General features: G+C 44.2%; 26 protein-coding genes and 1 pseudogene. 18 read left to right on the top strand and 9 right to left on the bottom strand.

Annotated features, from left to right (window positions below):
- Positions 1-77 precede the first annotated feature (77 nt).
- Both glcR and V756_RS0105175 read left to right on the top strand, forming a co-directional pair.
- The gene (glcR, locus tag V756_RS0105180) at positions 78-851 is read left to right on the top strand and encodes a transcriptional regulator GlcR (RefSeq protein WP_024713745.1); all 774 of its coding nucleotides are present in this window, start codon (positions 78-80) and stop codon (positions 849-851) included.
- 5 nt (positions 852-856) lie between these two features.
- Entirely contained in the window at positions 857-1,714 is an 858-nt protein-coding gene (locus tag V756_RS0105175; RefSeq protein ID WP_024713744.1) for a Cof-type HAD-IIB family hydrolase, read from the top strand.
- Between the two features lie 124 nt (positions 1,715-1,838).
- Here the strand turns inward: V756_RS0105175 and V756_RS0105170 are convergent, their stop codons facing one another.
- Together V756_RS0105170 and V756_RS0105165 are read right to left on the bottom strand one after the other, a co-directional pair.
- Positions 1,839-4,607 (bottom strand): DEAD/DEAH box helicase, encoded by a 2,769-nt coding sequence (locus tag V756_RS0105170; RefSeq protein WP_024713743.1) that lies wholly within the window; start codon positions 4,605-4,607, stop codon positions 1,839-1,841.
- Positions 4,594-6,204: an SWIM zinc finger family protein gene (locus V756_RS0105165; protein ID WP_024713742.1), complete on the bottom strand. Its 1,611-nt coding sequence runs from the start codon at positions 6,202-6,204 to the stop codon at positions 4,594-4,596. Before V756_RS0105165 ends, V756_RS0105170 begins: the two co-directional genes overlap by 14 nt.
- 203 nt (positions 6,205-6,407) lie before the next feature.
- Between V756_RS0105165 and V756_RS01000000121880 the strand changes: the two genes are divergently transcribed.
- The 6 genes and pseudogenes from V756_RS01000000121880 to V756_RS1000000123280 form a co-directional block, all read left to right on the top strand.
- Entirely contained in the window at positions 6,408-6,551 is a 144-nt protein-coding gene (locus V756_RS01000000121880; RefSeq protein ID WP_003242876.1) for a YwzD family small protein, read from the top strand.
- A 230-nt stretch (positions 6,552-6,781) separates the two neighbouring features.
- Positions 6,782-7,528, top strand: a complete 747-nt coding sequence (gene tkmA / locus V756_RS0105155; protein WP_024713741.1) for a protein-tyrosine kinase activator TkmA — start codon at positions 6,782-6,784, stop codon at positions 7,526-7,528.
- Complete coding sequence (gene ptkA, locus V756_RS0105150; RefSeq protein ID WP_024713740.1) at positions 7,518-8,234, top strand: tyrosine-protein kinase PtkA; 717 nt, start codon at positions 7,518-7,520, stop codon at positions 8,232-8,234. The genes tkmA and ptkA overlap by 11 nt, the downstream gene beginning before the upstream one ends.
- Before the next feature lie 49 nt (positions 8,235-8,283).
- Positions 8,284-9,048: a tyrosine-protein phosphatase gene (locus V756_RS0105145; protein WP_024713739.1), complete on the top strand. Its 765-nt coding sequence runs from the start codon at positions 8,284-8,286 to the stop codon at positions 9,046-9,048.
- Positions 9,049-9,244: 196 nt separating this feature from the next.
- Entirely contained in the window at positions 9,245-10,564 is a 1,320-nt protein-coding gene (gene uglF / locus V756_RS0105140; RefSeq protein ID WP_024713738.1) for a UDP-glucose 6-dehydrogenase UglF, read from the top strand.
- A 58-nt stretch (positions 10,565-10,622) separates the two neighbouring features.
- Positions 10,623-10,813, top strand: a pseudogene (locus V756_RS1000000123280) (DUF1963 domain-containing protein); the annotation flags it as partial.
- On the opposite strand, the gene V756_RS1000000124855 reads toward V756_RS1000000123280, so the two are convergent.
- Positions 10,810-10,986, bottom strand: coding sequence for a hypothetical protein (locus tag V756_RS1000000124855; protein ID WP_497006351.1), 177 nt, complete (start codon positions 10,984-10,986; stop codon positions 10,810-10,812). The pseudogene V756_RS1000000123280 and the gene V756_RS1000000124855 overlap by 4 nt on opposite strands.
- A 393-nt stretch (positions 10,987-11,379) precedes the next feature.
- Here V756_RS1000000124855 and V756_RS0105130 point away from each other — a divergent pair, with 393 nt between their 5' ends.
- The 5 genes from V756_RS0105130 (at position 11,380) to V756_RS0105110 (ending at position 15,475) form a co-directional block, all read left to right on the top strand.
- Positions 11,380-11,802 carry a YwqH-like family protein gene (locus V756_RS0105130; RefSeq protein WP_024713736.1) on the top strand — a complete coding sequence of 141 codons (423 nt, stop codon included), beginning with the start codon at positions 11,380-11,382 and terminating at the stop codon, positions 11,800-11,802.
- 9 nt (positions 11,803-11,811) lie between these two features.
- Positions 11,812-12,072 (top strand): YwqI/YxiC family protein, encoded by a 261-nt coding sequence (locus tag V756_RS0105125; RefSeq protein ID WP_003227825.1) that lies wholly within the window; start codon positions 11,812-11,814, stop codon positions 12,070-12,072.
- A gap of 18 nt (positions 12,073-12,090) precedes the next feature.
- On the top strand, positions 12,091-13,893 hold the full coding sequence (locus V756_RS0105120; protein ID WP_024713735.1) for a T7SS effector LXG polymorphic toxin: 1,803 nt from the start codon (positions 12,091-12,093) through the stop codon (positions 13,891-13,893).
- The gene (locus V756_RS0105115; RefSeq protein WP_024713734.1) at positions 13,877-14,356 is read left to right on the top strand and encodes a toxin-antitoxin system YwqK family antitoxin; all 480 of its coding nucleotides are present in this window, start codon (positions 13,877-13,879) and stop codon (positions 14,354-14,356) included. The genes V756_RS0105120 and V756_RS0105115 overlap by 17 nt, the downstream gene beginning before the upstream one ends.
- A 402-nt stretch (positions 14,357-14,758) precedes the next feature.
- Positions 14,759-15,475 (top strand): endonuclease V, encoded by a 717-nt coding sequence (locus tag V756_RS0105110; protein WP_024713733.1) that lies wholly within the window; start codon positions 14,759-14,761, stop codon positions 15,473-15,475.
- A gap of 87 nt (positions 15,476-15,562) precedes the next feature.
- Here the strand turns inward: V756_RS0105110 and V756_RS0105105 are convergent, their stop codons facing one another.
- Positions 15,563-16,444, bottom strand: coding sequence for a LysR family transcriptional regulator (locus tag V756_RS0105105; RefSeq protein ID WP_024713732.1), 882 nt, complete (start codon positions 16,442-16,444; stop codon positions 15,563-15,565).
- Positions 16,445-16,566: 122 nt separating this feature from the next.
- On the opposite strand from V756_RS0105105, the gene V756_RS0105100 reads away from it, so the two are divergent.
- Entirely contained in the window at positions 16,567-17,112 is a 546-nt protein-coding gene (locus V756_RS0105100) for a flavodoxin family protein (protein ID WP_024713731.1), read from the top strand.
- The gene (locus tag V756_RS0105095; RefSeq protein ID WP_024713730.1) at positions 17,109-17,330 is read left to right on the top strand and encodes a hypothetical protein; all 222 of its coding nucleotides are present in this window, start codon (positions 17,109-17,111) and stop codon (positions 17,328-17,330) included. Before V756_RS0105100 ends, V756_RS0105095 begins: the two co-directional genes overlap by 4 nt.
- Before the next feature lie 26 nt (positions 17,331-17,356).
- On the opposite strand, the gene chrA is transcribed toward V756_RS0105095, so the two are convergent.
- From chrA to chrS, 3 genes are read right to left on the bottom strand one after another with little or no spacing between them, the layout of a single operon-like run.
- Entirely contained in the window at positions 17,357-17,893 is a 537-nt protein-coding gene (gene chrA / locus V756_RS0105090; RefSeq protein ID WP_024713729.1) for a chromate resistance efflux protein ChrA, read from the bottom strand.
- Positions 17,890-18,483, bottom strand: a complete 594-nt coding sequence (gene chrB, locus V756_RS0105085; protein ID WP_024713728.1) for a chromate efflux transporter subunit ChrB — start codon at positions 18,481-18,483, stop codon at positions 17,890-17,892. Before chrB ends, chrA begins: the two co-directional genes overlap by 4 nt.
- A 13-nt stretch (positions 18,484-18,496) precedes the next feature.
- Positions 18,497-18,973: a chromate efflux transcriptional regulator ChrS gene (gene chrS / locus V756_RS0105080; protein WP_024713727.1), complete on the bottom strand. Its 477-nt coding sequence runs from the start codon at positions 18,971-18,973 to the stop codon at positions 18,497-18,499.
- A 214-nt stretch (positions 18,974-19,187) separates the two neighbouring features.
- Here chrS and ggt point away from each other — a divergent pair, with 214 nt between their 5' ends.
- Positions 19,188-20,765: a gamma-glutamyltransferase gene (ggt, locus tag V756_RS0105075; protein WP_024713726.1), complete on the top strand. Its 1,578-nt coding sequence runs from the start codon at positions 19,188-19,190 to the stop codon at positions 20,763-20,765.
- 324 nt (positions 20,766-21,089) lie between these two features.
- Here ggt and V756_RS0105070 read toward each other — a convergent pair whose 3' ends face one another.
- Together V756_RS0105070 and V756_RS0105065 are read right to left on the bottom strand one after the other, a co-directional pair.
- Positions 21,090-21,707, bottom strand: a complete 618-nt coding sequence (locus V756_RS0105070; RefSeq protein WP_024713725.1) for a flavin reductase family protein — start codon at positions 21,705-21,707, stop codon at positions 21,090-21,092.
- A 172-nt stretch (positions 21,708-21,879) separates the two neighbouring features.
- Positions 21,880-22,494: a CotG/ExsB N-terminal domain-containing protein gene (locus V756_RS0105065; RefSeq protein ID WP_024713724.1), complete on the bottom strand. Its 615-nt coding sequence runs from the start codon at positions 22,492-22,494 to the stop codon at positions 21,880-21,882.
- A 143-nt stretch (positions 22,495-22,637) separates the two neighbouring features.
- On the opposite strand from V756_RS0105065, the gene cotH reads away from it, so the two are divergent.
- Together cotH and V756_RS0105055 are read left to right on the top strand one after the other, a co-directional pair.
- Positions 22,638-23,726, top strand: a complete 1,089-nt coding sequence (gene cotH, locus V756_RS0105060) for a spore coat protein CotH (RefSeq protein ID WP_024713723.1) — start codon at positions 22,638-22,640, stop codon at positions 23,724-23,726.
- A gap of 126 nt (positions 23,727-23,852) precedes the next feature.
- The coding region (locus V756_RS0105055; RefSeq protein WP_024713722.1) for a hypothetical protein at positions 23,853-24,714 on the top strand (862 nt) is incomplete at its 3' end.

The following is a 24,714-nucleotide window of genomic DNA, read 5'->3' as shown; positions in this document are numbered from 1 at the left end:
CACTTAATAATATTGAATAAAACTGAATTAAAACTTATAATTACTTAAAGATAATGGATAAGAAAAGGAATGAGAGCGTGTACCAAGAAGAAAGATTAGTAGCAATTTTGGATTTTTTAAAACAGCATAATCGAATTACAACAGAGCAGATCTGTACGCTCCTTCATGTATCAAGGGACACAGCGAGACGGGATCTTGTGAGGCTGGAGGAACAAAATGCCATCATCCGCACAAGAGGCGGTGCCATTTTGCCGACTGTGCATCAGAAAATTCAAAGCTATTCCGGCCGCTTGAAAACAGTGTCCGAGGAAAAAAACAAGATCGGCAGGCTTGCCGCATCGCTCATACATGATGGAGACCGGGTGATTTTAGACGCCTCTACAACCGTTCAGGCATGCGCAAAGCATTTGACTGCGGATTGTACGGTGATTACCAACTCGATTAATCTCGCGGAAGTGCTGTCCGATAAAGAGGGAATTGAAATCTATCTGCTCGGAGGCAAGCTGGAAAAGGAGCACCGGTTTCTGTACGGCGCCTCTGTGATTGAAAAGCTTTCAAGCTATCACGTCGATAAAGCGCTGATCGGTGTGGTTGGCATTTCCGAGCATGGCATTACGATTGCGCATGAAGAAGATGGCATGGTGAAGCGAAAAATGATTCAGCAGGCAAAGCAGGTAATCGCACTTGCAGATCATTCGAAACTCGGAAGCACTAGTTTTTATCAGTATGCGGAGCTGAGTGAAATCGATCTCTTGATCACAGACAGGCTGCCGAATCAGGCGTTTTGTGACTTGCTTGACCGCAATGGTGTGGAACTTCTTGTGACAGAGCAGAATGAAGGAAAGGGCTGACAAACGTGAAATTAATTGCGATTGACTTAGATGGAACCTTACTCAACAGTAAGCATCGGGTAAGCTTGGAAAATGAAAACGCTCTGCGGCAGGCCCAGCAAGACGGCATTGAAGTAGTCGTGTCTACCGGGCGCGCTTATTTTGATGTCGTGTCGATCTTTGAGCCGCTTGGAATCAAAACGTGGGTCATCAGCGCAAACGGCGCCGTTATTCACGATCCTGACGGCAGGCTTTATCATCAGGAAACCATTGAGAAACAACGGGCGTATGAGATTCTCTCATGGCTTGAGTCGGAAAACTATTACTATGAAGTATTCACGGGGTCAGCTATTTATACGCCTCAGCAAGGAAGAGAGCTGCTTGAGATTGAGCTGGATCGATTCAAAAGCGCGAATCCGGAAGCGGATCTTGTCGTCCTTAAGCAGGCAGCCGAGGTGCAATACACCCAATCCGGCTTCGCTTACATCGACTCGTTTCAAGAGCTGTTTGAGCCTTGCCGGCAGCTTGATTTTTATAACATTCTCGGTTTTTCTTTCTTCAAAGAGAAGCTTGAAGCAGGCTGGAAAAGATATGAGCATGCTGATGATTTAACGCTTGTCAGTTCGGCTGAGCATAACTTTGAGCTTACTGCCCGCAAAGCTTCCAAGGGGCAGGCGCTGAAGAAGCTTGCGGCACGGCTGAATATTCCGATCGAAGAAACCGCGGCTGTAGGTGACAGCTTAAATGACAAATCGATGCTGGAGGCTGCGGGAAAAGGTGTGGCGATGGGTAATGCGCGGGAAGATATCAAAGTAATCGCCGACGCCGTCACCTTGACCAATGATGAACACGGCGTCGCCCATATGATGAAGAACTTATTGTAGGTTTATAGACTAAACCAAAAGTGCATCCTGTTGATAACCGGCGTAACGGATTCTTTGAAAATTCGGCGTGACGGCTATGAACGGAAAAAGCTGGCTCCTGAAAGAGCCAGCTTTTTTATAGTCATCATCGCGCTGAAGCGCTTAATGTAAACAAATCCTCAAGTTCCTGTGTGGAAAGCTCGGTAATCCATTTTTCACTTTGGATAATTTGATCGTTTAACGTTTGCTTCGATTCGAGCATCATATCGATTTTTTCTTCAATTGTGCCCGTTGTAATCATTTTATGAACGTGGACAAAGCGCTCTTGACCTATGCGGTATGCCCGGTCAGTGGCTTGGTTTTCAACCGCCGGGTTCCACCATCTGTCATAATGGATGACGTGATTGGCGGCGGTCAAATTAAGCCCGGTGCCTCCGGCTTTGAGCGAAAGAATGAGTGTCGGGTATTCTTTTTTCTGAAACTTCTCCACGAGGGTATCCCGCTCTTGCTTCGTGAGACTCCCGTTTAGAAATTGCACAGGCTCACCGAATGTTTTTTCAAGCAGCCGCTTCATCATGTTCCCCATCTGAATGTATTGCGTGAAAATCAGGCAGCTTTCGTTTTGGGCGCGGATCGCTGTCATGAGCTCCAGCAATTTTTCGAGCTTGACTGATCTGCCGGCCAGCAGCTCGGATTGATCTTCTTTTAAATAGAGCGCGGGATGATCGCATATTTGCTTGAGCCGTCCGAGCATGCTGAGGATCAGCGCTTTTCGCTGCATGCCGGTCAGTGATGTCATGTGGTCAAATGTGTCTTTGACAAGCTGCTCATAAAGTGACGCCTGTTCGGCTGACAGCGGGATAAACTCTTTTTCTTCGAGCTTCTCAGGAAGGTTAAGCGCGACCTCCTCATCCCGTTTTGTCCGCCGCAGAAGGAACGGCCGGATTAACTGCTGAAGCTGTCCGATTCTCTTTTCGTCCCGGTCTTTTTCGATCGGCAGCACATAGCGTTTGTGGAAGCCCGTCAAACTGCCGAGGTAGCCTTTATTCATGAAGTCAAAAATCGACCACAGCTCAGTTAAACGATTTTCCATCGGTGTGCCGCTCAGCGCGATATGGTGAAGTCCTTTCAGCTTTCTGATGGCCCGCGATTGCTTCGTATGCGCGTTTTTAATATTTTGCGCCTCATCAAGGCAGATCGTACTCCATGTCACAGAAGACAGCTCTTCCGAATCAGCATGAGACAAACCGTATGAAGTGAGCACCACGTCTGCGTTTTCGTAATACGCAGTGAAATCATCACCCTTTGGACGGCGCGGTCCATAATGCAGCGCGACAGACAGATCAGGGGCAAAGGTTTGAAGTTCCCGCTGCCAGTTGCCGAGTACAGATGTCGGCGCGATAATCAAATGCGGCGTTTCTTGCCGTCCGCTTTCCTTCACATGAAGGAAATAAGCGATCATTTGAATCGTTTTCCCAAGCCCCATATCGTCAGCCAGACAGGCGCCAAAACCGCTTTCCCGCAGAAACAGCAGCCAGTTCATGCCGTATTTCTGATAGGGGCGGAGCGTTCCTTGGAAAGAAGGGCTGACGTCGTGCTCCGGCAGATTTTCCGCTGCCGTAAGCTTCCGAATCAGTGACCTGAGCTGTTTGGACAGATCAAATTGAATGCCGGCAAAAGCGGACGCATCGATCAGATCTGCATCCTCAAGCCCGCCTTCCCCCTGATCCATTAGTTCGCGAGCCAAAATGTCAGACATGTGGAGTCCTTCCGATTCCGCTTTTTCCATCAGGCGTTTCATCTGTTTGATAAACTGCGGATCAATTTTTACCCATTGCCCGCGGATGTTCACAAGGCGTCTGTTGCTGGCGACCAGCTCATTAAATTCAGCTTCAGTCAGCTCAATGCCATTTGTCGCAAACCGCCAATTGAAATCAAGCAGCGCATTCATGCCGACAAACGATTCGCCGCGCGGGGCGGATGACACCTTTGCCTTCAGCATCATGTTGCTGTCTCTGACAATCTGCCACCAGGACGGCAAAAGAATTTCAACGCCCATATCGACAAGCGTCTCACTCGCCTCTGACAGGAAGATCCAAGCTTCTTCCTCTGAGATCAGCGTTGTTCCGGAATCAAATGAGAGCCACGGCACTGTTCTGTGAAAACGATCCTGCTCACGCGCGATTTTATCGCTGTGCGCCTGCCACGATTTCTTAAGACTCTTCAGCCCGTCAAAGAATTCTACAGTGCCGCTTTTTTTATCGCGTAGAAACATTTCAATTTTCCAATCGTCTCCGTCAAAATCCGGTTCATTTAAGCGCAGGCCGACTGTAAATGGTGATTGATCATCAATCCAGCCGATCCCTTCGAGAAAATCCTCTTCATCGAGAAAATGTCCGCGGAATGTCGTGACCGCAGGCGATTTCTCCTTGATGTGTTCCCATTTCTCCCGCAGGTCATCATCGTATTGGATGTAATCCTGCACGGCAGCGGAAAACCAATCCGAAGTAAAGCCCTCCAGTATATTGTCCCGGTCCTTCCAGCGAAAAACACCGTTTGTCCATGCTTCATAATCAGGCAGAAAATCGCCGTCTGCGATAAATTCATAGATGGTCGAAGCCGCTTCAATCAGCGGCTCCGTTTCTTCTGTAAGCTGCACGGAGCTGAATGAGTTGAACGAGTTTTTGCCGAGAAGCTCTACAGTCATCCATGGAGAAAGCAAGACAGCGGTTGTCCCGATGAAGCTGACATCCTCGAGAAAGGTTCCGTAAAATGAGGATTCGTGCCATTGGAACAAATGCTTTTTCATATGGCTGTAGGGAAGAGGCTGCTCATTCTCATCAAAGGCTGAGAGTGTAAATGATCCATCTTCCATTTGTTCAACGTGGATGAGAATTTCTTTAAGACTCGCCATCAATCAACTTTCCTTTCTGCAGTTCTTCTTGAAGTGCGCGCAGGCGCTTATAATGTGAGCTCAGCTGCTGAATATAACGCTCCCACACCTTCAGTTTCTTCGCTTTTCTGTATAGGGTGCGCAGTTTTTTCAAATACCGGGCGGCTTCCTTGTATGAGCTGCGGTTTTTCTGATCGATGAAAAAGGCCACTTCTCTGTGATAAGCCGGTATCAGCGCCTCAGGATCGCTCGCTGCAATCTCTTTCAGCATCATTTTATCCATTTCATAGATGGAAAAGCCGACAAGGCTGTGAATTTCGATCCATTCGGCATATCGTTTTTTCTCATACAAATGATGGCTGTATTCTGTGAACGTATACGGCAGACAGCCTGCGGCATAGCGTTCAAACAGCGCTTGGTCATTGGTTTGCTTCACATAGGCATTCAGCAGAAGGAACAGCTCGCCGATCACGTCGCGAATCTCTTTAAACGGCTTATCCAGCTTCGTATAACCCATCGCAATCGGTTCAATCCGCTGATACCATGTTTTCAGCCGTTTCCAATCCTTTTTGGCAGTGATTTCACTCAGCCACTGAAACGTATACGGCAGTGCTTCCGGCGGAAATTGATCAGCTTCTTCAAAAATAACGTCATCATTTTTTAGCAGGAATTCCAAATGCAGGCGCCCAAATTGCAATTCAGGAGAAAAACGCCGTCCTGCTTCTTTTTTTAAAATCTCCTGTTCGCGTGCCACCCATTTTGGCCGCGACAGCAGCGCGCTCCAAATTTCACCAAAGATGCGGATCCGTTCATATTGAAAAATATCTTCTTTCAACAGCAACTTTCGGATAACATCCGGTGTTTTTTCCAAAAACGGATCAAGCGCAAAAGACAAGGCGTATGTTTTCAATTTATCAATAGAGCTGTAGATCGTATCCATCAGCTGTTCAACATACGGATTGAGGGAATAAAAGTCTTTCTCAGGGTTCAGTTTGCCCGCTTCAATCAATGCGAACATCCGAAGCCACACGGCAATCGCGGAATGAATCTGATACAGGCTTTTCAGCTCTGGCTTATTCGGCGTGTGCTTTTTTAATGCGGACAGGTAGCCGTAATAGAGGCCTTGCATGTTTTGACTGCCCTCCGGCGTGCGCGCCTGCCAGAGAGAAAACTCAGAATCAAAAAAAGCGAGCCAGCTTGAAAGCGATTCTTCATCAGGCAGCACCTTTTCCTGAAATTGGCGGCGGACGAGCTCCTTGCTTTCCTCAAGCTTTTCCCTCTCCAGCCAATACTCTGTAAAAGTACCCACTCGCCCGAACATTGCATATACATATAAAAAAACAGCCAGCATATGGCGGCAGATTCTTCCGGACGGACATGAACAGCCGCTTTTGACTATGACAAACAAGTTCAATGTGACCCGCACAGGCACAACATCCTGCACGTAAGCCGTAACTTCCGTCGGACTCACTGCTTGTAAACGATAGACTGAATCCTGCCGATATAAAATAAGGGCTTTTTTGATCAGCTGAACATTTTCCTCATTGTAAGGAAGAAGTTCTTTCAACTTTTCAGCAGATGCCAGCACATCGTCTTTGGAAATCATATTCTGAAGCATGATTATCGCTCCTAACCGAGTCACGTAATAAAAAGATCCAATTTCTCTATTATATCGCAACACATCGGCCTGAAAAAGTTTTTCCTAAAAAAGGACATAAAAAGTGGAATGTGTCGAATGATGTATTAGAGATTGCAAATTGATAACCGGCATCATATAATAATCGTGTTTTCAACTCAATGGAAGCTGAAAGGAACAAAAAGATGAGTGAAAAGAAATTAAATCAAGAGGAATTTCTGAAAATTTTGATGCATGCACATGAAATTGGTGAGCAGTCATCTGAGATGACGACGAAGGAAATGCTTGAAAATTTGATTTCTCATATTAAAAATGGATATGCAACATAAGAATCCCGCACGCCTTTTGCGGGATTTTTTTATGTGCGGTGACGTGACGGCCTGAATAGGGGAAAAGAGACGGCTGTGTCAAGATAATTAATAGAGCGCTTACATAAATGGTCGCACCACAGCTTTTTGTAAAAATGTCGAATGTTGTCACGTGAAAATCTGGAGAAATGTGGTTTCTGCGTTGTATAATCGTAAATGTAAAAGGATGCTTTAAGAGATTTGGAGGTATCATGAGGGAATCTACTAGTTTGAAAGAGATATTATCAACGTTAACAAAACGCTTACTTTTGATTGTGATTGTGACTGCAGCTGCCACTGCTGCCGGCGGACTCATCAGTTTCTTCGCACTTACACCCGTCTACGAAAATTCAACTCAGATTCTGGTCAATCAATCAAAAAATGATCGAAAAGAAGTCCAATTTAACGATGTCCAAACCAACCTTCAGTTAATCAATACGTACAACGTCATCATTAAGAGCCCTGCCATATTAGACGAAGTCATTAAAGAAATGGGCCTGCCGATGACATGGCAAGAGCTGAATGACAAAATTTCCGTATCCAGCGAACAGGACTCCCAAGTGGTCAACATATCAGTCAGGGATGAAAACGCGGAAACAGCGGCTCATATTGCCAATACGATCGCATCTGTCTTTAAAACCAACATCACATCTATTATGAATGTTGACAATGTCAGTATTCTGTCAAAAGCCGAGGTTTTAGAACATCCGTCACCTGTATCACCAAAGCCGCTTCTTAACATTGCCATCGCGTTTGCGGCCGGATTGGCGGGAAGCATCGGACTGGCTTTCCTGCTTGAGCATTTAGATAATACGATCAAATCGGAAGAGCAGCTCGAAACATTGCTGGACATTCCGGTTTTAGGGACGGTTTCCACGATAGCGAATGATCGGAAAACAGGGAAGAGTCTGCACGGTATCCAATCTGAAAAGGCGGGAAGTGGACATTTTGGCGTTTAGGAAAAGCAGGGGCTCTTGGATGCGCGGGAATGTCATTGCGATGACAGAGCCGAAATCCTTGAACTCTGAACAATATAGGACGATTCGGACGAATATAGAATTTGCTTCAGTGGACAGGCCGATGAAATCAGTGATGATCACATCGGCCTGTCCCGGAGAAGGAAAATCAACGACGGCCGCCAATCTGGCTGTCGTATTTGCCCAGCAGGGAAAAAAAGTGCTCCTGATTGATGCTTATTTGCGAAAACCAACCGTACATACGGCCTTTCATCTTGAGAATATGAGTGGCTTAACATCTGTTTTATTAAAGAAAAGCTCACTGAGGCAGACTGTACAAGCCTCGAGTGAAAAACGGCTTGACGTGCTGACGAGCGGTCCGATCCCGCCAAACCCGGCTGAACTCCTCTCCTCGATGTGGATGAAGGAGCTTGCAGACGAAGCGTGTACGGCATATGATATGGTCATTTTTGATACGCCGCCGATTCTCGCCGTAGCAGATGCGCAGATTGTAGGCAGCGTGGCAGACGGTTCTGTATTGGTCATTTCAAGCGGGAAAACAGAAAAAGAACAAGCCGCAAAAGCGAAAGAGGTGCTCGAATCATGCAGCAGGAAGCTCCTTGGGGCAATTATGAATGGCAAAAAGCTCTCGAAGCGCTCTGAATACAGATACTACGGAAACAAGGATAATTTCATACAAAATAAATAACGTGCGTCTTGCCCGTTATTTATTTTTGCGAAAAAAGGGAGGCTAAGACATGATAGATATTCACTGTCACATTCTTCCGGCAATGGATGACGGGGCAGGCGATTCAGCCGACAGCATAGAAATGGCAAGAGCCGCTGGCCGTCAGGGAATCAGGAGCATCATTGCGACACCGCATCATAAGAACGGTGTGTACGAAAACGAGCCAGCCGCAGTCAGAGAAGCGGCAGATCAGTTAAACAAACGTTTGATTAAAGAAAACATCCCATTAACCGTGCTTCCGGGTCAGGAAATTCGAATCTACGGCGGTTTGGAACAGGACCTATCTGATCGGCAGCTGCTTTCGCTGAATGATACGAAATACATCCTGATTGAATTTCCATTTGATCACGTTCCCCGATATGCGGAGCAGCTTTTTTATGATTTGCAGCTGAAAGGATATATACCAGTTATCGCCCATCCAGAACGCAACAGGGAATTTCGCGAAAACCCGTCCTTGCTGTATCACCTTGTGGAAAAAGGCGCGTCATCTCAGATTACTTCAGGAAGTCTTGCAGGGACTTTCGGAAAACAGCTGAAAGCATTTTCTCTTCGGCTGACTGAAGCCCATTTGGTTCATTTCGTAGCCTCAGATGCTCATAATCTGAAAACAAGAGACTTTCATTACCAGAAAGCCCTTCATGTTCTTGAGAAAGAATTCGGTTCGGAATGCCCTTATATGCTGACGGAAAACGCCGAGCTTCTTCTGCAAAACCAGACGATCACTAGACGGCCTCCGCAGCGGGTCAAAAGAAGAAAATTATTTGGGCTCTTTTAAACACCCGGTTTTCATTTCACCACTTTCTTTATGAGAGCGATATAATAGTATATTGTATGATTGAATCACATTTCAGAAATCTGTACAGGCTGTACCCGACAGGCTGCGCTGGAGATCATCCGCATGCATGATAGGATGCTCTCATACGATAATACGAAAGCTGCAAAGCAGCAATTTAACTGTTGGAGGGAAACAGATGAATATAACAGTCATCGGAACAGGCTATGTCGGTCTTGTGACAGGTGTTTCTCTTTCTGAGATTGGACATCATGTAACCTGCATTGATATTGACGCTCACAAGATTGATGAGATGAGAAAGGGCATTTCCCCTATATTTGAACCGGGTCTTGAAGAGCTGATGAGAAAAAATACAGCTGATGGACGGCTGGACTTTGAAACGAGCTATGAGAAAGGCCTGACACAGGCAGACATTATTTTTATAGCGGTCGGCACGCCCCAGAAAAGCGACGGGCACGCGGATTTGGCGCATATTACAGATGTGGCCAAATGCATCGCTCGACATGTCAAAAAGGACACCATCGTGGTAACGAAAAGCACAGTGCCAGTCGGGACAAACGATTTGATTGATGGACTGATCACTGAACATCTATCGGAGCCTGTCAGCATTTCAGTGGCATCCAACCCGGAATTTTTACGTGAAGGGTCGGCGATCTATGACACCTTTCATGGCGACAGGATCGTGATTGGAACAGCGGATCAGAAAACCGCCAAGACGCTTGAGGAGCTTTTCAGCCCGTTTCAAATCCCGATTTATCAAACGGATATCAGAAGCGCCGAGATGATCAAATATGCCTCGAATGCTTTTCTGGCCACTAAGATTAGTTTTATAAATGAAATTTCGAATATATGTGAAAAGGTCGGCGCCGATATTGAAGCAGTCGCGTACGGCATGGGACAGGATAAGCGGATCGGGAGCCAGTTTTTAAAAGCGGGCATAGGCTACGGCGGCTCCTGTTTTCCGAAGGACACAAACGCCCTCGTGCAAATTGCAGGCAATGTCGAGCATAATTTTGAACTGCTGAAATCGGTCATTAAGGTCAACAACAATCAGCAGGCGATGCTGGTCGATAAAGCGCTGAACAGGCTCGGCGGGGTGACGGGAAAAACGATTGCTCTTTTAGGACTGTCATTTAAACCGAATACAGATGATATGAGGGAAGCGCCGTCGATTGTCATTGCGGACCGCCTCGCTGCGCTCGACGCCCATATTAACGCATACGATCCCATTGCCGCCGGCCATGCGAAGCGTGTTTTGCCAGAAGCTGTTGAATACAAAGAGACGATCGAGGAAGCAGTCAAAGGGGCCGACGCCGTCATGATTTTAACCGACTGGGCCGACATTAAACAATTTCCGTTAACAGCTTATCAGGATCTAATGGAAACGCCGCTCATATTTGACGGCAGAAACTGCTATACATTGGATGAAGCTGCGGCCGCTGGGGTAGAGTATTATTCTGTGGGACGGAAGGCGGTTGTTCCTTCTGGCGCAATTTAATAGTTGTCAAAGCAAAGACTGGCTGAGCGCCAGTCTTTTTTTTCGTCTATTGCGGATGAATGAAGTGGCTGAAAACGGCTTCGGTCATAAAATCGGCGGATACGCTTCTTTTACTAAGGATGATCCGCGGGAAACCCACCATCATTCTTTTGCAAATGGATTGAGACGATGATATTGATTCATGTGGAGTGACCTCGGTTAAGGAAAAAAGATTTTTCAAACGTTTTGTACAACTGGGACTGCAGCTAATATAAGCTTTTGATCCAAAGGGTCACTCCTGATGCCAATAGGGTCAGAAGCGGAAATAATATAAGCCAAAAGACAAAATCAGACGCGGCCGAATCGATGCAGAACATAAACATAATCAATAAGCTCAGCACCGTAAGAGGCATTGACCAAAGACCATGTTTTGGAAACAGCAATGTGCCTGCAATACCGAAAACAAAGAAGGACAGAAAAGGAAAGACAACAAAAAATTACATCATCGGCCTGGATACACTCATTATCGCCATCTTTACAGTAATTACAACAAAATAAGAAGCGGCAGATCAATAGCATCTGTCGCTTTCAAGTGCCTTTTTAACTATGACTTTAGGTGTTTTCATTTTGCGAAACGTTTTCATTAGCTGTATAACGAACAAAAACAAGCTCGTAGACCTACCTTTTGAGAGCATTATACGCCTAAATTAAGCCGTTTACCCTATTTAAGCCGCCTTCTGGCTATTTTAAAATATAATATATGGAAATAAAGTATGGAAAAGTCTATCTTCATCAGCCCCTCCATACGACTTTTTGAGTATTAAGAGGTGATTCAGATGGGTTATGAAAGTATGCTGGCGGATATCAAAAGTTCGCTCAACGGAAAAATTTCCGACGTGGAAGACAAGATCGAAAAACTGAAAAAAGCAAAAAAAGACATAGACACCCTGCAAGAAGAGGCCATTACTGAAATCAAAGAAATTGTGAAACCGGAATTGGGCAAGCACTGGACGGGAACAAAAGCGGATGATTTCGACAAAGGCAGAGAAGAGGCGAAATCGGAAGCATCTAAGATTGTGAATGATAAATATAACCATTATATGGCTTCGATTCAAAGCAAAATACTTAGGCTTGAAGCAGAGAAATTTGAGCTGAATTTGACAAAAAGCGCAGCGAATACCGCAGGCGATCTTCTTGCTAAGGGAGAAGATTTCTTAGAAGAAGCAGGAAAACAAATTAGCAAACTAAAATGGTGGTGATCTTTTTTTATGTCAGAAATTAAGCTGAAGTACGACACAGTCATCAAAACATTGGATTCTGTCAAAGATGCGCTTGCTGATGTATCAATCGGCGCCGCCGGGTCTAATGGAAAAAACAAACTCGATTATACGAAAAAATATCATGAGCGTGAGGAGAACATCAAAACCATGCTCGGAGACTATAAAAAAGCGGTACAGAAAAATATCGAGGATACAAAGGATAACGTAGATTCACTCAAAGAACAGGACGAGGCGATAGCGGTAAAATAGAACAGAAAGGGCAGTGCGATGAGTAAAGTATTTGAATCAAAATCTTTAATCGAAGAAGCGAAGAGCAGAAAAAAGCAATATGAGACGCTGGAAGAGCAGCTGAACACGCTGAAAAAAGCGTTTCAGGAAGTGGCAGATTTAGGCGACAATTTTAAAGGGAAAGGCGCGGACAATATTAAAGATTTCTTTCAGGGGCAGGCGGAAATCGTCGAAAGCTGGCTGACGCTTGTCTCTGCTCAAATTGCGTTTTTAAATGGCATCTCGGGAGATATTAAAGATCAAGAACTCAGTGATTCATACGTGGAGACTTCATTTTTGGATCATGAGCTGCCCAACGGAGACTTGAAAGCCTCTGAGATTGTCTCCGCTCATAAAGAAGAAATCGATTCTATTTTGTCTGGCATCAGCGATATTATTGATCTCGACATGTACACGCTTGAAGACTATGCAGATAAGATGGGCGATGCCCAAAAAATCAGACGTGACACAATCACGGCAGTCGATAAGCTTGACGAATCCCTCACTACTGAATATCAAAATTTAGAATCTCTGGACAACGCGGTGCTCAGCAAATATTCCGTTCTCATGCAAGCCACCAGCAACGGGAAAAGCGCATCCCCTATGTATTACGACAAAAAAGCTTTCCAAAGCAATGAAATCTACAAAAGCGTCATTGAAGCAGAAAAACAGGGAACGACCTATATTGATGCAAAAACCCAGCAAGCAGAAGCAAGGCGGCTCCAGGAAAAAGCCGAGGAAGAAGCGAACAAACCGTGGTACGAAAAAACATGGGATGGAGTTTGCAACTTTACTGGAGAAGTCACTGGCTATTATGATTATAAAAGGGCAACCGAAGGCGTTGATCCGGTTACCGGAGAAAAACTCTCCGCCGCAGAACGTGTGACAGCGGGAGCGATGGCCGCAGCCGGATTTATACCGGTCGTCGGCTGGGCAGGCCGCGCCTTTAAAGGCGGAAAAGCCATCTACAAAACTGGAAAAGCGGCAATTGCCGCAGAACACGCTTTAGACGCCTACAAAACTGGAAAATCCCTAGACATTCTCAAAATGACAGAAATGGGCGCATACGGCCTCGTGGCATCAAACGGATTCTCAGAAGCTGTCACAGGGAAAGATATGTTTGGAAACAAAGTGTCTGAGGAGAAGCGGAAGCAAGGGGCGCTGGAAGCGGCTTTGAGTTTAGTTGGAATTAGTTCAGCTAGATATGTTGATAAATTGCAAAAAGCTAATGCTCCTTATCATAATGCATCAATTCCTAAGTCAAAAAAGGTGGATATTTCTCAAAAACCTAGCCGAATTGATTACTTACGAAATAAATACGGTGAAATATCAAAAGAGGAACTTCACCAAAGAATTAATTTAAGAGGAGAAGTACATCAAGAACTAAATAAATTGATTAGTAAAGGAGTAGGGAAGAAGCAAAGAGGGCCTGCATTTGCTGGTGTTCTTGATAAGAAAACTGGTAAATACTTCTTTGGTATCAATGAATCTAAGGGTTACTCTCCTGAAGTGCAACATGACATTATAAAAAATAGAATAAACAATATGCCGTATGATTTAAAAACAGGTTATGAAAAAACTTTGGGTGCCGGCTCTCATGCTGAAGTGTATGCTTTAAATGAGGCATTATTGTCGAGGGCAGATGCAAAGCTAGACGAATTTATGGTATATGTAATAAGTGCAAGGAAAATTAATAAATTCATGCCCCAAGGGTCCCCAATGCCAAGATGCCCACACTGTGAATACATTACAGATGGAGCTCATTATATACCAGAGGTGCTTAATTATGGAAGAAAAGGATAAGTATACAAAGGATTTTGTCCTGAAAAATGGTGTGAATTTTGATGATTTGTGGTTTACTTCATATAGTGACGAGATTCTTGATAACCCAGAAGATGAAGGTGGAAAACCTTTTACAGGATTAGCATTCGAGCTGTTTGAAAACGGGAATCTAATGTATTTTTGTTTCTATAAAGATGGATTAGCTCATGGTTTAAATCGCGAGTTTTATGAAAGTGGAAAAATAAAATGTGAAGAGTACTTTAAATATGGATTAGTTAATGGAAAAAGTATTTATTGGCATGAAAACGGAATTGTTAAATCAACAAGTGAAGTTGAGTTATCAGTTAAATTGAGCTATAAAGAATGGGATGAAAATGGAAAACTTATAATTGAAAAAGAATTAGAACAAGATAAAGAAAACGCGCAATATGTCACTTTATTAAAAAGAAGAGAGATAAATCGCAACTTAGGCAGGAAAAAATAAAAATTTCGATTTGAACTATGGTGTGACAAAAAATCTGTTTGAAGTTTAAGGATTGTACTAACCATAGAAGAGGAATGGGATTATATATGTTTGTATTTACTAAGAATTCACGAACATATATATCATAATTGCAGTTCTTTTCAGGTAGTATCCTTTAAAACTCTGCCTGTAAAAACTTGCGACATAGTTCGCAAGTTTTTTTAGTTATTGAATTTATCTTAGGTACTCATTAATAGAAATCAAGAGATGCTAAATGAATTATTGATTTATTGGTACGAAAGTACAAACTTTGAAAGGCGTGTATCAGTCATACCAAACTTGAAGGTATATGAGTTTGCGAATATCCAGTGTATTACGTACGTTAAACTTTGTTAAAGTAATAATAATGGGGGAGCGATTTTAATGCATGTAGAACAAATACACCACTTCAACCTAAACAAAAAAGAAGAATTTATAAAAACACAACAATCCCTTCAACCCAAAATCAACCTATCACCCACCATCCCTCCAAACTCCATCAACACCTGCGCAGGCGTCGATCTCGCCTATTGGGAACAGGACGGGGAACCGTACGGGGTGTGCAGTATCATCGTCATTGACGCTGATACGAAAGAAGTCATTGAAAAGGTGCACAGCATGGGGAAAATCAGCGTGCCGTATGTGTCTGGTTTTCTCGCGTTTCGCGAGCTGCCTTTGATCATCGAAGCGGCGAAAAAGCTGGAGGCGGAGCCGGATGTGTTTTTGTTTGATGGCAACGGGTATCTGCATTACAATCATATGGGCGTTGCCACCCATGCGGCTTTTTTTCTCAATAAGCCGACGATAGGGATTGCGAAAACCTATCTCAAAATCAAAGGCTGCGATTTCGTCATGCCTGAAAATGAAGTCGGTGCATATACCGATATTATCATTGACGGCGAGGTATATGGCCGGGCGCTGCGGACGCGGCGGGACGTGAAGCCTATCTTTTTGTCTTGCGGAAATGACATTGATTTAGAAAGCAGCTATCAGATCACGATGAGCCTGATCAATCAAGAAAGCAGGCTGCCGATCCCTGTACGCTTGGCTGATCTTGAAACGCACGTTTTGCGAACATTTTATCAGAAAAATCACGTGTAACACTTGAGGCTCTAAGCCATCAAGTGTTTTTTTGTATGCTTGGTGTCTGCTTTATCAAAAACCTTGTCGTCCTTGCAGATAAGATTTTTATTTGAGTGTTTTTCGCGTCAAATCGATAAAAGCCTTTAATGGCGCAGACATCCACTTGTCCTTATGCCATGCTAATTGAGTGAAAACGGGGCAATCACTCTGCCAGTTGAGTTCTTTCATCCGTCCTTCGGCAATATCGTCTTTTACTGTCATTTCAGGCAATAGCCCAATTCCAAGTCCGGCCATCACGCATTGTTTGATGGCTTCTATGCTGACAAATTCTAATTTGTTAGGGTAGACTCCGGCGTCATGTAAAGTGTTCTCAAAGAGCGTGCGGTATGAGCACCCATCCTCTGTCAACAGAAGGGTTTCGTTTTGAAGATCCTTCAAGGTTGCTGGTGAGTCTGCTGGAAAAGGATGGTCATTGGCGGCTACCATTTTGATTTCATCCTGAATCAGAGATTCAACGTGCAGTGCGTCTTCCGTTCGGTTCACATCCAAAATAAAGGTGATATCAAGCTGGCCCTGTAAGAGCTGTTCTTTCGCTTGTTCGTTGGAAATATACGGTTTGAATATCAGCTTTACTTGAGGAAAAGTCTGTTTGAATTCTTTTATGATAGGCGGAAGGCGGTATGTGCATTGGCTTTCCGTCGCCCCGATTTTCAAGGTTCCGGTTGTTTCTCTTACTTGATTTGCGGCCATTTTTGCTTCTTCTGTTAACGCAATGATCTTCTCCGCATAGGATTTGAACGTTTTACCGGCTTCTGTCAGGATAAGCCGCTTGCCAAGCCGTTCAAACAAAGGAGTTCCAATTTCTTCTTCAAGTGATTTGATCTGAGAGGTAACGCTTGATTGTGCATAGTTAAGCATCTTGGCGGTTAAGGTGAAGTTTACATGTTCTGCTGCGGTAATAAAGGTGATCAGCTGCTTCATTTCCATTTGTTCTCGCCCTTTCTAAATCGGTTTCATCGATTGGAATAATCGAAATAATCATCTGTATTGATTGATGAATCCATTATATGATGAAGAAAAACATTCGTAAACAAAGGAGCAGATGCATCATGAAAATTGCGGTTATTAATGGCGGAACTCGGTCTGGCGGAAATACGGATACTCTTGCGGAGAAGGCTGTTCAAGGATTCGATGCGGAGCACATTTATTTGCGGAAATATCGAATCCAGCCAATTGAAGATCTGCGTCACGCCCATGGCGGCTTTCGCCCTGTTCAAGATGACTACGATTCTATTATTGAGCGGATAATGCCGTGCGATATTCTTGTATTCGCCACCCCAATTTATTGGTTTGGCATGTCAGGGCCATTAAAGCTGTTTATTGATCGCTGGTCACAGACGTTAAGAGATCCGAGATTTCCTGATTTTAAACAGCAAATGTCAGCGAAGCAGGCATATGTAACAGCAGTGGGCGGAGATAATCCAAAAATAAAGGGGCTGCCGATGATTCAGCAATTTGAACATATTTTTGATTTTATAGGGATGCCCTTTAAAGGCTATGTGCTGGGAGAAGGCAATCGTCCCGGTGATATTCTTCATGATCATCAGGCGCTGTCCGCTGCGAGCCGCTTACTGAAAAGAAGCGATGCGATATGAAGTGTTTGCTGTCGGTCATGGCTGGCATGCTGATTCTTGCATTCTTTTTATTTTGGAAGGTCCAGCCTCCTGTTTGGATACATGTTGAAACCAATTCGCGTCAGGTTCAGCAATCTGTGAGAATGGCAGGCACAACGCTGCAAGTCAAGCAAATCATCAAGAGTGATGCAGGAGAAGAAACAGTAGTCATATCAAACGGCATTTCCGGGCCAAAATAAAAAAGCACCTGTCCAGGTGCTTTTTTCTATAAATGAGGGATGACAAGGCCCCCATATAAAAACGCCGCGATAATCAGAAAGGCCGGATGCATCTTGAATTTTGTCATGGCGAGGAGAGCAATTCCCGCAATCACAATAGATTGGATCCAGCCGATTGCTTTGATGCCATCTGCGCCGATTTGCCAGGTAAGAATGAGCATCATGACCGCGATGACAGGCTGAACGGACAGCGTCATGCCTTTGATGATGGGGGATTGGCGGAAGCGCTGAATGATGCGCAGCAGGACGATCAAGGCGAGCGCTGACGGCACGATGGTTGCGATCAGCGCAATCAGGAAGCCGGGCCACCCGCCTGCGCTGTAGCCGACGTACGCGGCGATTTTGGTTGCGATCGGGCCCGGCAATGCGTTCGCAAGGGCGAGCATGTTTGAGAATTGGTCGTTTGACAGCCAGCTGTATCTATTGACGACTTCTTCAAACATTAACGGGATAGACGCAGGTCCGCCGCCATACCCGAGTACGTTTGCGATAAAAAACGCCATAAATAGATAAATCATAATCATGAGGCCGACATTCCTTTGTCTTTTGATTGTTTATTAGTGATTTTGTCCTTCAGTTTAAAATGAAACGCACCGTACGCTAAGAAAATGATAATGACAAGGCCTGGATTAATCTGTAACGTTTGCAGGCCGATAAAAGCGATGATAAAAAACAGGATGCCGGTGACCCAGCCGAAACCTTTTAGCGCTTTTTGGCCAAACTCGTACGCCATGATGCCGAGCATGACGGCGATCACCGGTGTTACGGCGCCAATCATGCCGGCAACAACTGCTGAGTGGCTTAAGACATTTACAGCGGCAAACAAGCCTACCATAGCAAGGCATGTAGGCAGAATGTGGGCGAGGGTTGCCACGATTGCGCCTAACGTGCCTTTTAGCTTAAAGCCCAGATACGCCGCCATTTTTGTGGCAATCGGTCCGGGAAGCGCATTAGCGATTGCTAATATTTCTCCGAATTCATCATCATCAATCCATTTATATTTATTGACCGCTTCATGGCGGATCAGCGGAATCACGGAAGGTCCGCCGCCGAACCCCAATATGCCGGTGCGCACCATTGCGGCCGTCATATCCCGATAAGGATGGTTTTTCATTCGTTTCTCTCCTTTACAGCTTCATTCCCATACGGCTTTTGTATCGTTTGATCAGCATCTGGCAATCAACACTGACGACGCCTTGCAGGGGATACAGCCGTTTTGTTAAAAACTCTTCCATTTCTTGATCGTTGGCAAAAATCCCATGCATATGCAGCTTGCTCGGACCTGTCATGTGATAGAGGCTGGTGACCGCAGGCTCTTCTTCAAGCTTAAGAGCGACCTCTTCTAAAAACTGCGGTTCGACCTCGACATTGAAAAACACGGATACATGGATGCCGATTTTAGCGGGATTGATGACCGCAGTGAATTTTTCGATAACCCCGGCTTCGATTAATTGATTAATTCGAGCTTGGACAGCAACCCGTGACAAATCGACTCTTTTGCCAAGATCCGTATAAGATATCCTGCCTTCCTCGTGCAAAATGCTGAGAATTTGTTTGTCGATCTCATCAAGAACAAGGTTGGGGATTTGATAATCATGACTCAATTGCTTCACCTGCTTTCATTGCCTTTTAGAGATCATTTTATCACAAAAGTTACGTTTCGAAAGATCAATTTTATATTTGTTTTCAAAATGAATAAAATACTGTTTTGTTGTTTTCGAAAAGAAGAAAGTTCGTCAGTTTTTCTGCCGTACCAGTAGATGTGGGAAATCAGGCTTCCTATACTGAAGAAAATTTCTAAAAAAAAGGGGACTTGTGATGAACAAATCTGTGATCGGTACAAAGCAAATGGTCGTCAGCCCTCATTATCTCGCTTCTCAAGCCGGAAACCGCATACTGGATAAGGGAGGAAACGCGTTTGACGCCGCTGTTGCTGTGAGTGCATGTCTGGCTGTTGTGTATCCGCATATGACGGGGCTTGGCGGGGATTCCTTTTGGCTGGCCTTTCATCAGGAATCAAATGCAGTAAGAGTCTACAATGGCAGCGGCCGTTCTGGGAAAAATGTAACGAGAGATGTATATAAGGGAAAAAGCGCGATTCCGCTGCGGGGAATCGACAGTGCCATTACCGTGCCGGGGATGGTTGATAGCTGGGATGCCGTATTGAAGGAGTATGGGCGTATGTCTCTAGCAGACGTGTTGGAGCCCGCACGCGACTATGCCCAAAATGGGTTTCCAGTATCAGCCGATCAGTGCCGTCACACAGAAATGAATCTTGAACTGCTGGCCTCCACACCTTACACAGCCGACATCTTCACGAGAAGCGGCAAAGCGCCTGCCCCGGGAGAGCGCTTTGTGCAAAAAGAGCTTGCCGAGTGCTTGAACATGATTGCTGAAAAAGGAAGAAGCGCATTCTATGAAGGTGATATTGCTCAGCGGATTGTCTCGTATTTACAACACAACGGCAGCTGCATGACACTTGATGATTTTAAAGCGCACCGGGGCGAATGGACGGAGCCTGTATTAAGTGATTACCGAGGTTATAGTGTGTATCAGGCACCGCCGAATTCACAAGGTTTTACCGGTTTATTAACACTGAACATTCTGGAAAACTATCATTTCAACAAAATCGAACACGGTTCATTTGAGTATTATCATGTGCTTGTGGAGGCATTGAAAAAGAGTTTCCTGGATCGAAATGCTGTCTTGACTGATCCGGCTTTTGCGGACATTCCGCTTGAAAGGCTTTTAGACAAAAAATACGCGAAACAATTGGCGGAAGACATCGGCTATCTGGCAAAACCGGCAGAAAGCAGGCCGGTTGGAAGTGATACGGCATATGCGGCCGTCATCGATGTGGATGGCAACGCAGTGTCTTTCATTCAAAGCTTGTACTTTGAATTTGGCTCGGCTGTCACTGCTGGTGATACGGGCATATTACTGCAAAACCGCGGATCATTTTTCTCATTGGATCAAGATCATGTCAACACGCTTGAACCGAAAAAGCGCACCTTCCATACGCTTATGCCGGCTATGGTCTGCAAAGATGGAAAACCGAAAATCCTGTACGGCACACAAGGCGGCGAGGGCCAGCCGCAGACCCAGACGGCCATTATTACCCGAATGCTGGACTATGGAATGCATCCACAGCAGGCAATCAGCGAACCGCGCTGGGTATGGGGAAGAACATGGGGAGAGGAATATGAGGGGCTGAGAGTCGAGGGCAGATTCTCAGAGGAAATCATTGAAAAGCTGAAAGACAGCGGACATCTCGTGGAGATAGTCGGTGACTATGATCCGCTGATGGGACACGCAGCAGCAATCAAAGTGGATGATGAGGGCTTTCTCCAAGGCGGAGCCGACCCGCGGGGAGATGGGGCGGCTGTGGGGATTTGAATAACTAGAGGATACAAATATAAATCAAAAGCGCAAACATGAGACCTCAATGAAGTGGTACATATACTGTTTGCCTTCAGCCTATCATTCCGTTCCCTAAAATACGCAGTGAGTCAATCACAATCAGCCGGATTTACCAATACCAAATTTTTTCTTAATTAAAAAACGATCATCATTGAAATCCAAAAGCTTGTCATTCCAATCCACGCTGGAAAAGGATAAAAGAACACCCGAAGCTTTCTCCGGGTGTTCTTTTTTAAAGGCTGCAAGTTGTCATCACAAGGTCTTTTTGACTAGTTTCTTCTATTTAAATAGTCCTTTTGTTCAGCTGGGACGAATCAGTGTAAATTCTTCGCCGAGCTTCGCATAGTGGTTTCCTGCCAATCTTGAGACAGCCTGTAATTCATCTGTCAAAACATATCCTTTTTCTGCATCATACACCTTTTCATCGAGGTGGAAGCAGACGACTCTGCCGATGAGCAGATCCGCTGTGGTCACGCCCTGGTCATTGTCAAATGTGATATGCCGCTCTAACGTGCATTCGAACCGAATGCGGGCTTCCTTAATGCCGGGAACTGAAACAGATTTGCTTTCGACGGGATGAAGCGAGGTGCGTATGAGCTCGCTTTCCTCCGGCTCTAAGCTCGCTGCCGTTTCATTGATGTCTTCAATGATGGACTCATCACTGACATGAACGACAAATTCTCCGTTTTCCACTGTGTTTCGGGCTGTATCTTTTTGGCGTCCTTCGGTTCTGTTAACCGAAACACTGAGAAGCGGAGGGTCTGAACTGACAACGTTATAAAAACTGAAAGGCGCGGCATTTACCGCTCCGCTTGAAGAAAGTGTTGTTACAAATGCAATGGGACGGGGGATGACTGCACCCGACAATAGCTTGTATGTGTCTTTGGAACTAAGCTGATCAGCTTGAAATATGTACATAGCAGCAACCGCCTTTATCGTTAGGATATCTTAATTATAACGAACTGGTTTTAAGGAAACCAAATGATGCGTGTTGCATATGTTATGTCATGACATATATCTATATAAAGAAAATGTAAAAATAGGCTTCCGTACATCCGCCGGCAGCCTATGAAATGGTGAAATGTTAAGTTTATTTGTATTTCTTTTTAACTACCCAGCAATTGCCGTCTTTCCAGAATTCTTTTTTGCTGTGGTAATCGTCTTGTTTGTAGTAATCGTGGTGCGATTTTTTCTTATCGGGACGATATGATGTTTTATGCGTGCGGTATGACTTCTTGTAGCTGCGTGATTTCTTTTTGTAAGAGCAGTACGACTTTTTATAGCTGCGTGATTTCTTCTTGTGAGAACAGTACGACTTTTTGTAGCTGCGTGATTTTTTCTTGTGAGAACGGTACGACTTTTTGTAGCTGCGTGATTTCTTGTGAGAGCTGTAAGATTTCTTGTGGCTGCGTGATTTCTTGTGAGAGCTGTAAGACTTTTTATAGCTGCGTGATTTCTTGTGAGAGCTGTAAGATTTTTTATGGCTACGTGATTTTTTGTGAGAGCTGTAAGATTTCTTGTGGCTGCGTGATTTTTTGTGAGAGCTGTAAGATTTCTTTTGGCTGCGCGATTTTTTGTGAGAGCGGTGTGATTTTTTATGGCTGCGTTCCTTTCCATGAGGCTCTTGGTATAAATAATCTTTTAAACCTTCTTTTTTTGCGGATTTCACCGCTTCTTCGATGTCAATATGGGAATAGTGGCCCAATTCGAAATCCTCCTTTTGTAAAAATAATGTTAAGGATGAAGATCCTTACTACCCTCATAGTACGCGCGGTTTTAAAAAGTGTATAAGTGTTCCGCTGAGATCTCATAAAAATAAAAGCCTAAAATTTATAAGGGGGATTATGGATGAAGAATCAATCCAGATTGCCGCTTTATCAGCTGTTTGTTCATCCAAAAGATTTGCGTGAATTAAAAAAGGATATATGGGACGATGATCCGGTGCCCGCTGTGATGAAGGTAAATCAAAAAAGGCTGGATATTGATATCGCTTACCGGGGATCACATATCAGAGACTTTAAAAAGAAGTCATACCATATTTCTTTTTATCAGCCGAAAACATTCCGCGGTGCACGAGAAATTCACTTAAATGCGGAGTATAAAGATCCTTCCATGATGAGAAACAAATTGTCTTTGGATTTTTTCTCGGAGCTTGGAACGCTGTCTCCACAGGCAGAGTTCGTGTTTTTAAAGGTGAACGGGAAGAATGAAGGGGTTTATCTAGAACTTGAATCCGTCGATGAATATTATTTAGCAAAAAGGAAGCTGGCGGACGGGGCGGTTTTTTACGCGGTTGATGATGATGCTAACTTTTCTCTGATGAGCGATTTGGAAAGAGAAACGAAGACCTCGCTGGAGCTTGGATATGAAAAGAAGACAGGGACTAAGGAAGACGATTTTTATTTACAGGATATGATATTTAAAATTAATACTGTCCCTAAAGCCCAGTTTAAATCAGAAGTGACAAAGCATGTGGATGTTGATAAGTATTTGCGCTGGCTCGCCGGCATTGTATTCACCTCAAACTATGACGGGTTTGTCCACAATTACGCGCTGTACAGAAGCAGTGAAACCGGATTATTTGAGGTGCTTCCTTGGGATTATGATGCGACCTGGGGCAGGGATATCCATGGAGAGCGGATGGCTGCCGATTATGTAAGAATTCAAGGATTCAATACACTAACCGCCCGGATATTGGATGAACCCGAATTTCGCAAGTCCTACAAGCGCCTGTTAGAAAAAACGCTCCAATCTCTTTTTACAATAGAATATTTGAAACCGAAAATCATGGCGATGTATGAACAAATTAGGCCGTTTGTTCTGATGGACCCATACAAAAAGAATGATATTGAGCGTTTTGACCGTGAGCCGGCTGTAATTTGTGAGTATATTAAAAACCGATCGCAATACCTCAAGAATCATTTAAATATTTTGTAAATGCATCATATAGGTATTCGCTGAAAAACAGACAATTAGGCTATTGAATTAGTTCAACAAATAAATGTGACACGTATATATGCAGTATGTTTATCATCTATGTATAAGTGACTAGGAGGAATTTGAATGAGCAAGAGGAGAATGAAATATCATTCAAATAATAATGAAATATCTTATTATAACTTTTTGCACTCAATGAAAGATAAAATTGTTACTGTGTATCGTGGAGGCCCGGAATCTAAACAAGGAAAATTAGCAGCTGTAAAATCAGATTATATTGCTTTACAAGTTGAAAAAAAAATAATTTATTACCAATTGGAACATGTGAAAAGTATTACTGAGGATACCAATAACAACACTACAACACTTGAGACTGAGGAAATGGCCGATGCTGATGATTTTCATAGCTTAATCGGACAATTGACGAACCAATTCGTTCAATTAAATCAAGGGGGACCGGAATCCAAAAAAGGTTGTTTGGTCTGGCTGGGAGATGATTACGCTGCATTAAACACAAACGAGGATGGAGTAGTGTATTTTAATATTCATCACATCAAAAGTATAAGTAAACATGAGCCCGATTTGAAAATGGAAGAACAGACGCCCGCAGATGTTTTGGAAGCTGATTATTTAAGCGAAGTGTTTAAGAGCCTAACTCATAAATGGGTTTCCATTAATCGCGGAGGTCCGGAAGCAATTGAAGGTATCCTTGTAGATAATGCCGACGGTCATTATACGTTAGTGAAAAATCAAGAGGTGCTTCGCATCTATCCTTTTCACATCAAAAGCATCAGCTTAGGCCCAAAAGGATCGTACAAAAAAGAAGATAAAAAAAAAGAACATGATGATCAAGAAGACAATAAAGATTCAGACCAAAAACAAGAAGAAGTGTACAGCAGTTCGTTACGATCTTCAAAACCATATCGTTCATCAAAATCATCTAAACGATCACCGGGGTCTTCAGGTCATCAATCGTCAAAATCCCACC

Origin of the sequence: Bacillus tequilensis KCTC 13622 (assembly GCF_000507145.1) — a bacterium.
Lineage (GTDB): Bacteria > Bacillota > Bacilli > Bacillales > Bacillaceae > Bacillus > Bacillus tequilensis.
Note: the sequence above shows the minus strand (reverse complement) of the source record. Positions and strands in the feature narration are given on the sequence as shown.

What these genes read in the sequence shown, in the direction of transcription:
- V756_RS0105170 (WP_024713743.1), bottom strand. Translation starts at nt 4,607, where the DNA reads ATGGCGAGTCTTAAAGAAATTCTCATCCACGTTGAACAAATGGAAGAT.
- V756_RS0105165 (WP_024713742.1), bottom strand. Translation starts at nt 6,204, where the DNA reads ATGCTTCAGAATATGATTTCCAAAGACGATGTGCTGGCATCTGCTGAA.
- V756_RS01000000121880 (WP_003242876.1), top strand. Translation starts at nt 6,408, where the DNA reads ATGAGTGAAAAGAAATTAAATCAAGAGGAATTTCTGAAAATTTTGATG.
- tkmA (WP_024713741.1), top strand. Translation starts at nt 6,782, where the DNA reads ATGAGGGAATCTACTAGTTTGAAAGAGATATTATCAACGTTAACAAAA.
- V756_RS0105145 (WP_024713739.1), top strand. Translation starts at nt 8,284, where the DNA reads ATGATAGATATTCACTGTCACATTCTTCCGGCAATGGATGACGGGGCA.
- uglF (WP_024713738.1), top strand. Translation starts at nt 9,245, where the DNA reads ATGAATATAACAGTCATCGGAACAGGCTATGTCGGTCTTGTGACAGGT.
- V756_RS0105130 (WP_024713736.1), top strand. Translation starts at nt 11,380, where the DNA reads ATGGGTTATGAAAGTATGCTGGCGGATATCAAAAGTTCGCTCAACGGA.
- V756_RS0105125 (WP_003227825.1), top strand. Translation starts at nt 11,812, where the DNA reads ATGTCAGAAATTAAGCTGAAGTACGACACAGTCATCAAAACATTGGAT.
- V756_RS0105120 (WP_024713735.1), top strand. Translation starts at nt 12,091, where the DNA reads ATGAGTAAAGTATTTGAATCAAAATCTTTAATCGAAGAAGCGAAGAGC.
- V756_RS0105115 (WP_024713734.1), top strand. Translation starts at nt 13,877, where the DNA reads ATGGAAGAAAAGGATAAGTATACAAAGGATTTTGTCCTGAAAAATGGT.
- V756_RS0105110 (WP_024713733.1), top strand. Translation starts at nt 14,759, where the DNA reads ATGCATGTAGAACAAATACACCACTTCAACCTAAACAAAAAAGAAGAA.
- V756_RS0105105 (WP_024713732.1), bottom strand. Translation starts at nt 16,444, where the DNA reads ATGGAAATGAAGCAGCTGATCACCTTTATTACCGCAGCAGAACATGTA.
- V756_RS0105100 (WP_024713731.1), top strand. Translation starts at nt 16,567, where the DNA reads ATGAAAATTGCGGTTATTAATGGCGGAACTCGGTCTGGCGGAAATACG.
- V756_RS0105095 (WP_024713730.1), top strand. Translation starts at nt 17,109, where the DNA reads ATGAAGTGTTTGCTGTCGGTCATGGCTGGCATGCTGATTCTTGCATTC.
- chrA (WP_024713729.1), bottom strand. Translation starts at nt 17,893, where the DNA reads ATGATTATGATTTATCTATTTATGGCGTTTTTTATCGCAAACGTACTC.
- chrB (WP_024713728.1), bottom strand. Translation starts at nt 18,483, where the DNA reads ATGAAAAACCATCCTTATCGGGATATGACGGCCGCAATGGTGCGCACC.
- ggt (WP_024713726.1), top strand. Translation starts at nt 19,188, where the DNA reads ATGAACAAATCTGTGATCGGTACAAAGCAAATGGTCGTCAGCCCTCAT.
- V756_RS0105070 (WP_024713725.1), bottom strand. Translation starts at nt 21,707, where the DNA reads ATGTACATATTTCAAGCTGATCAGCTTAGTTCCAAAGACACATACAAG.
- cotH (WP_024713723.1), top strand. Translation starts at nt 22,638, where the DNA reads ATGAAGAATCAATCCAGATTGCCGCTTTATCAGCTGTTTGTTCATCCA.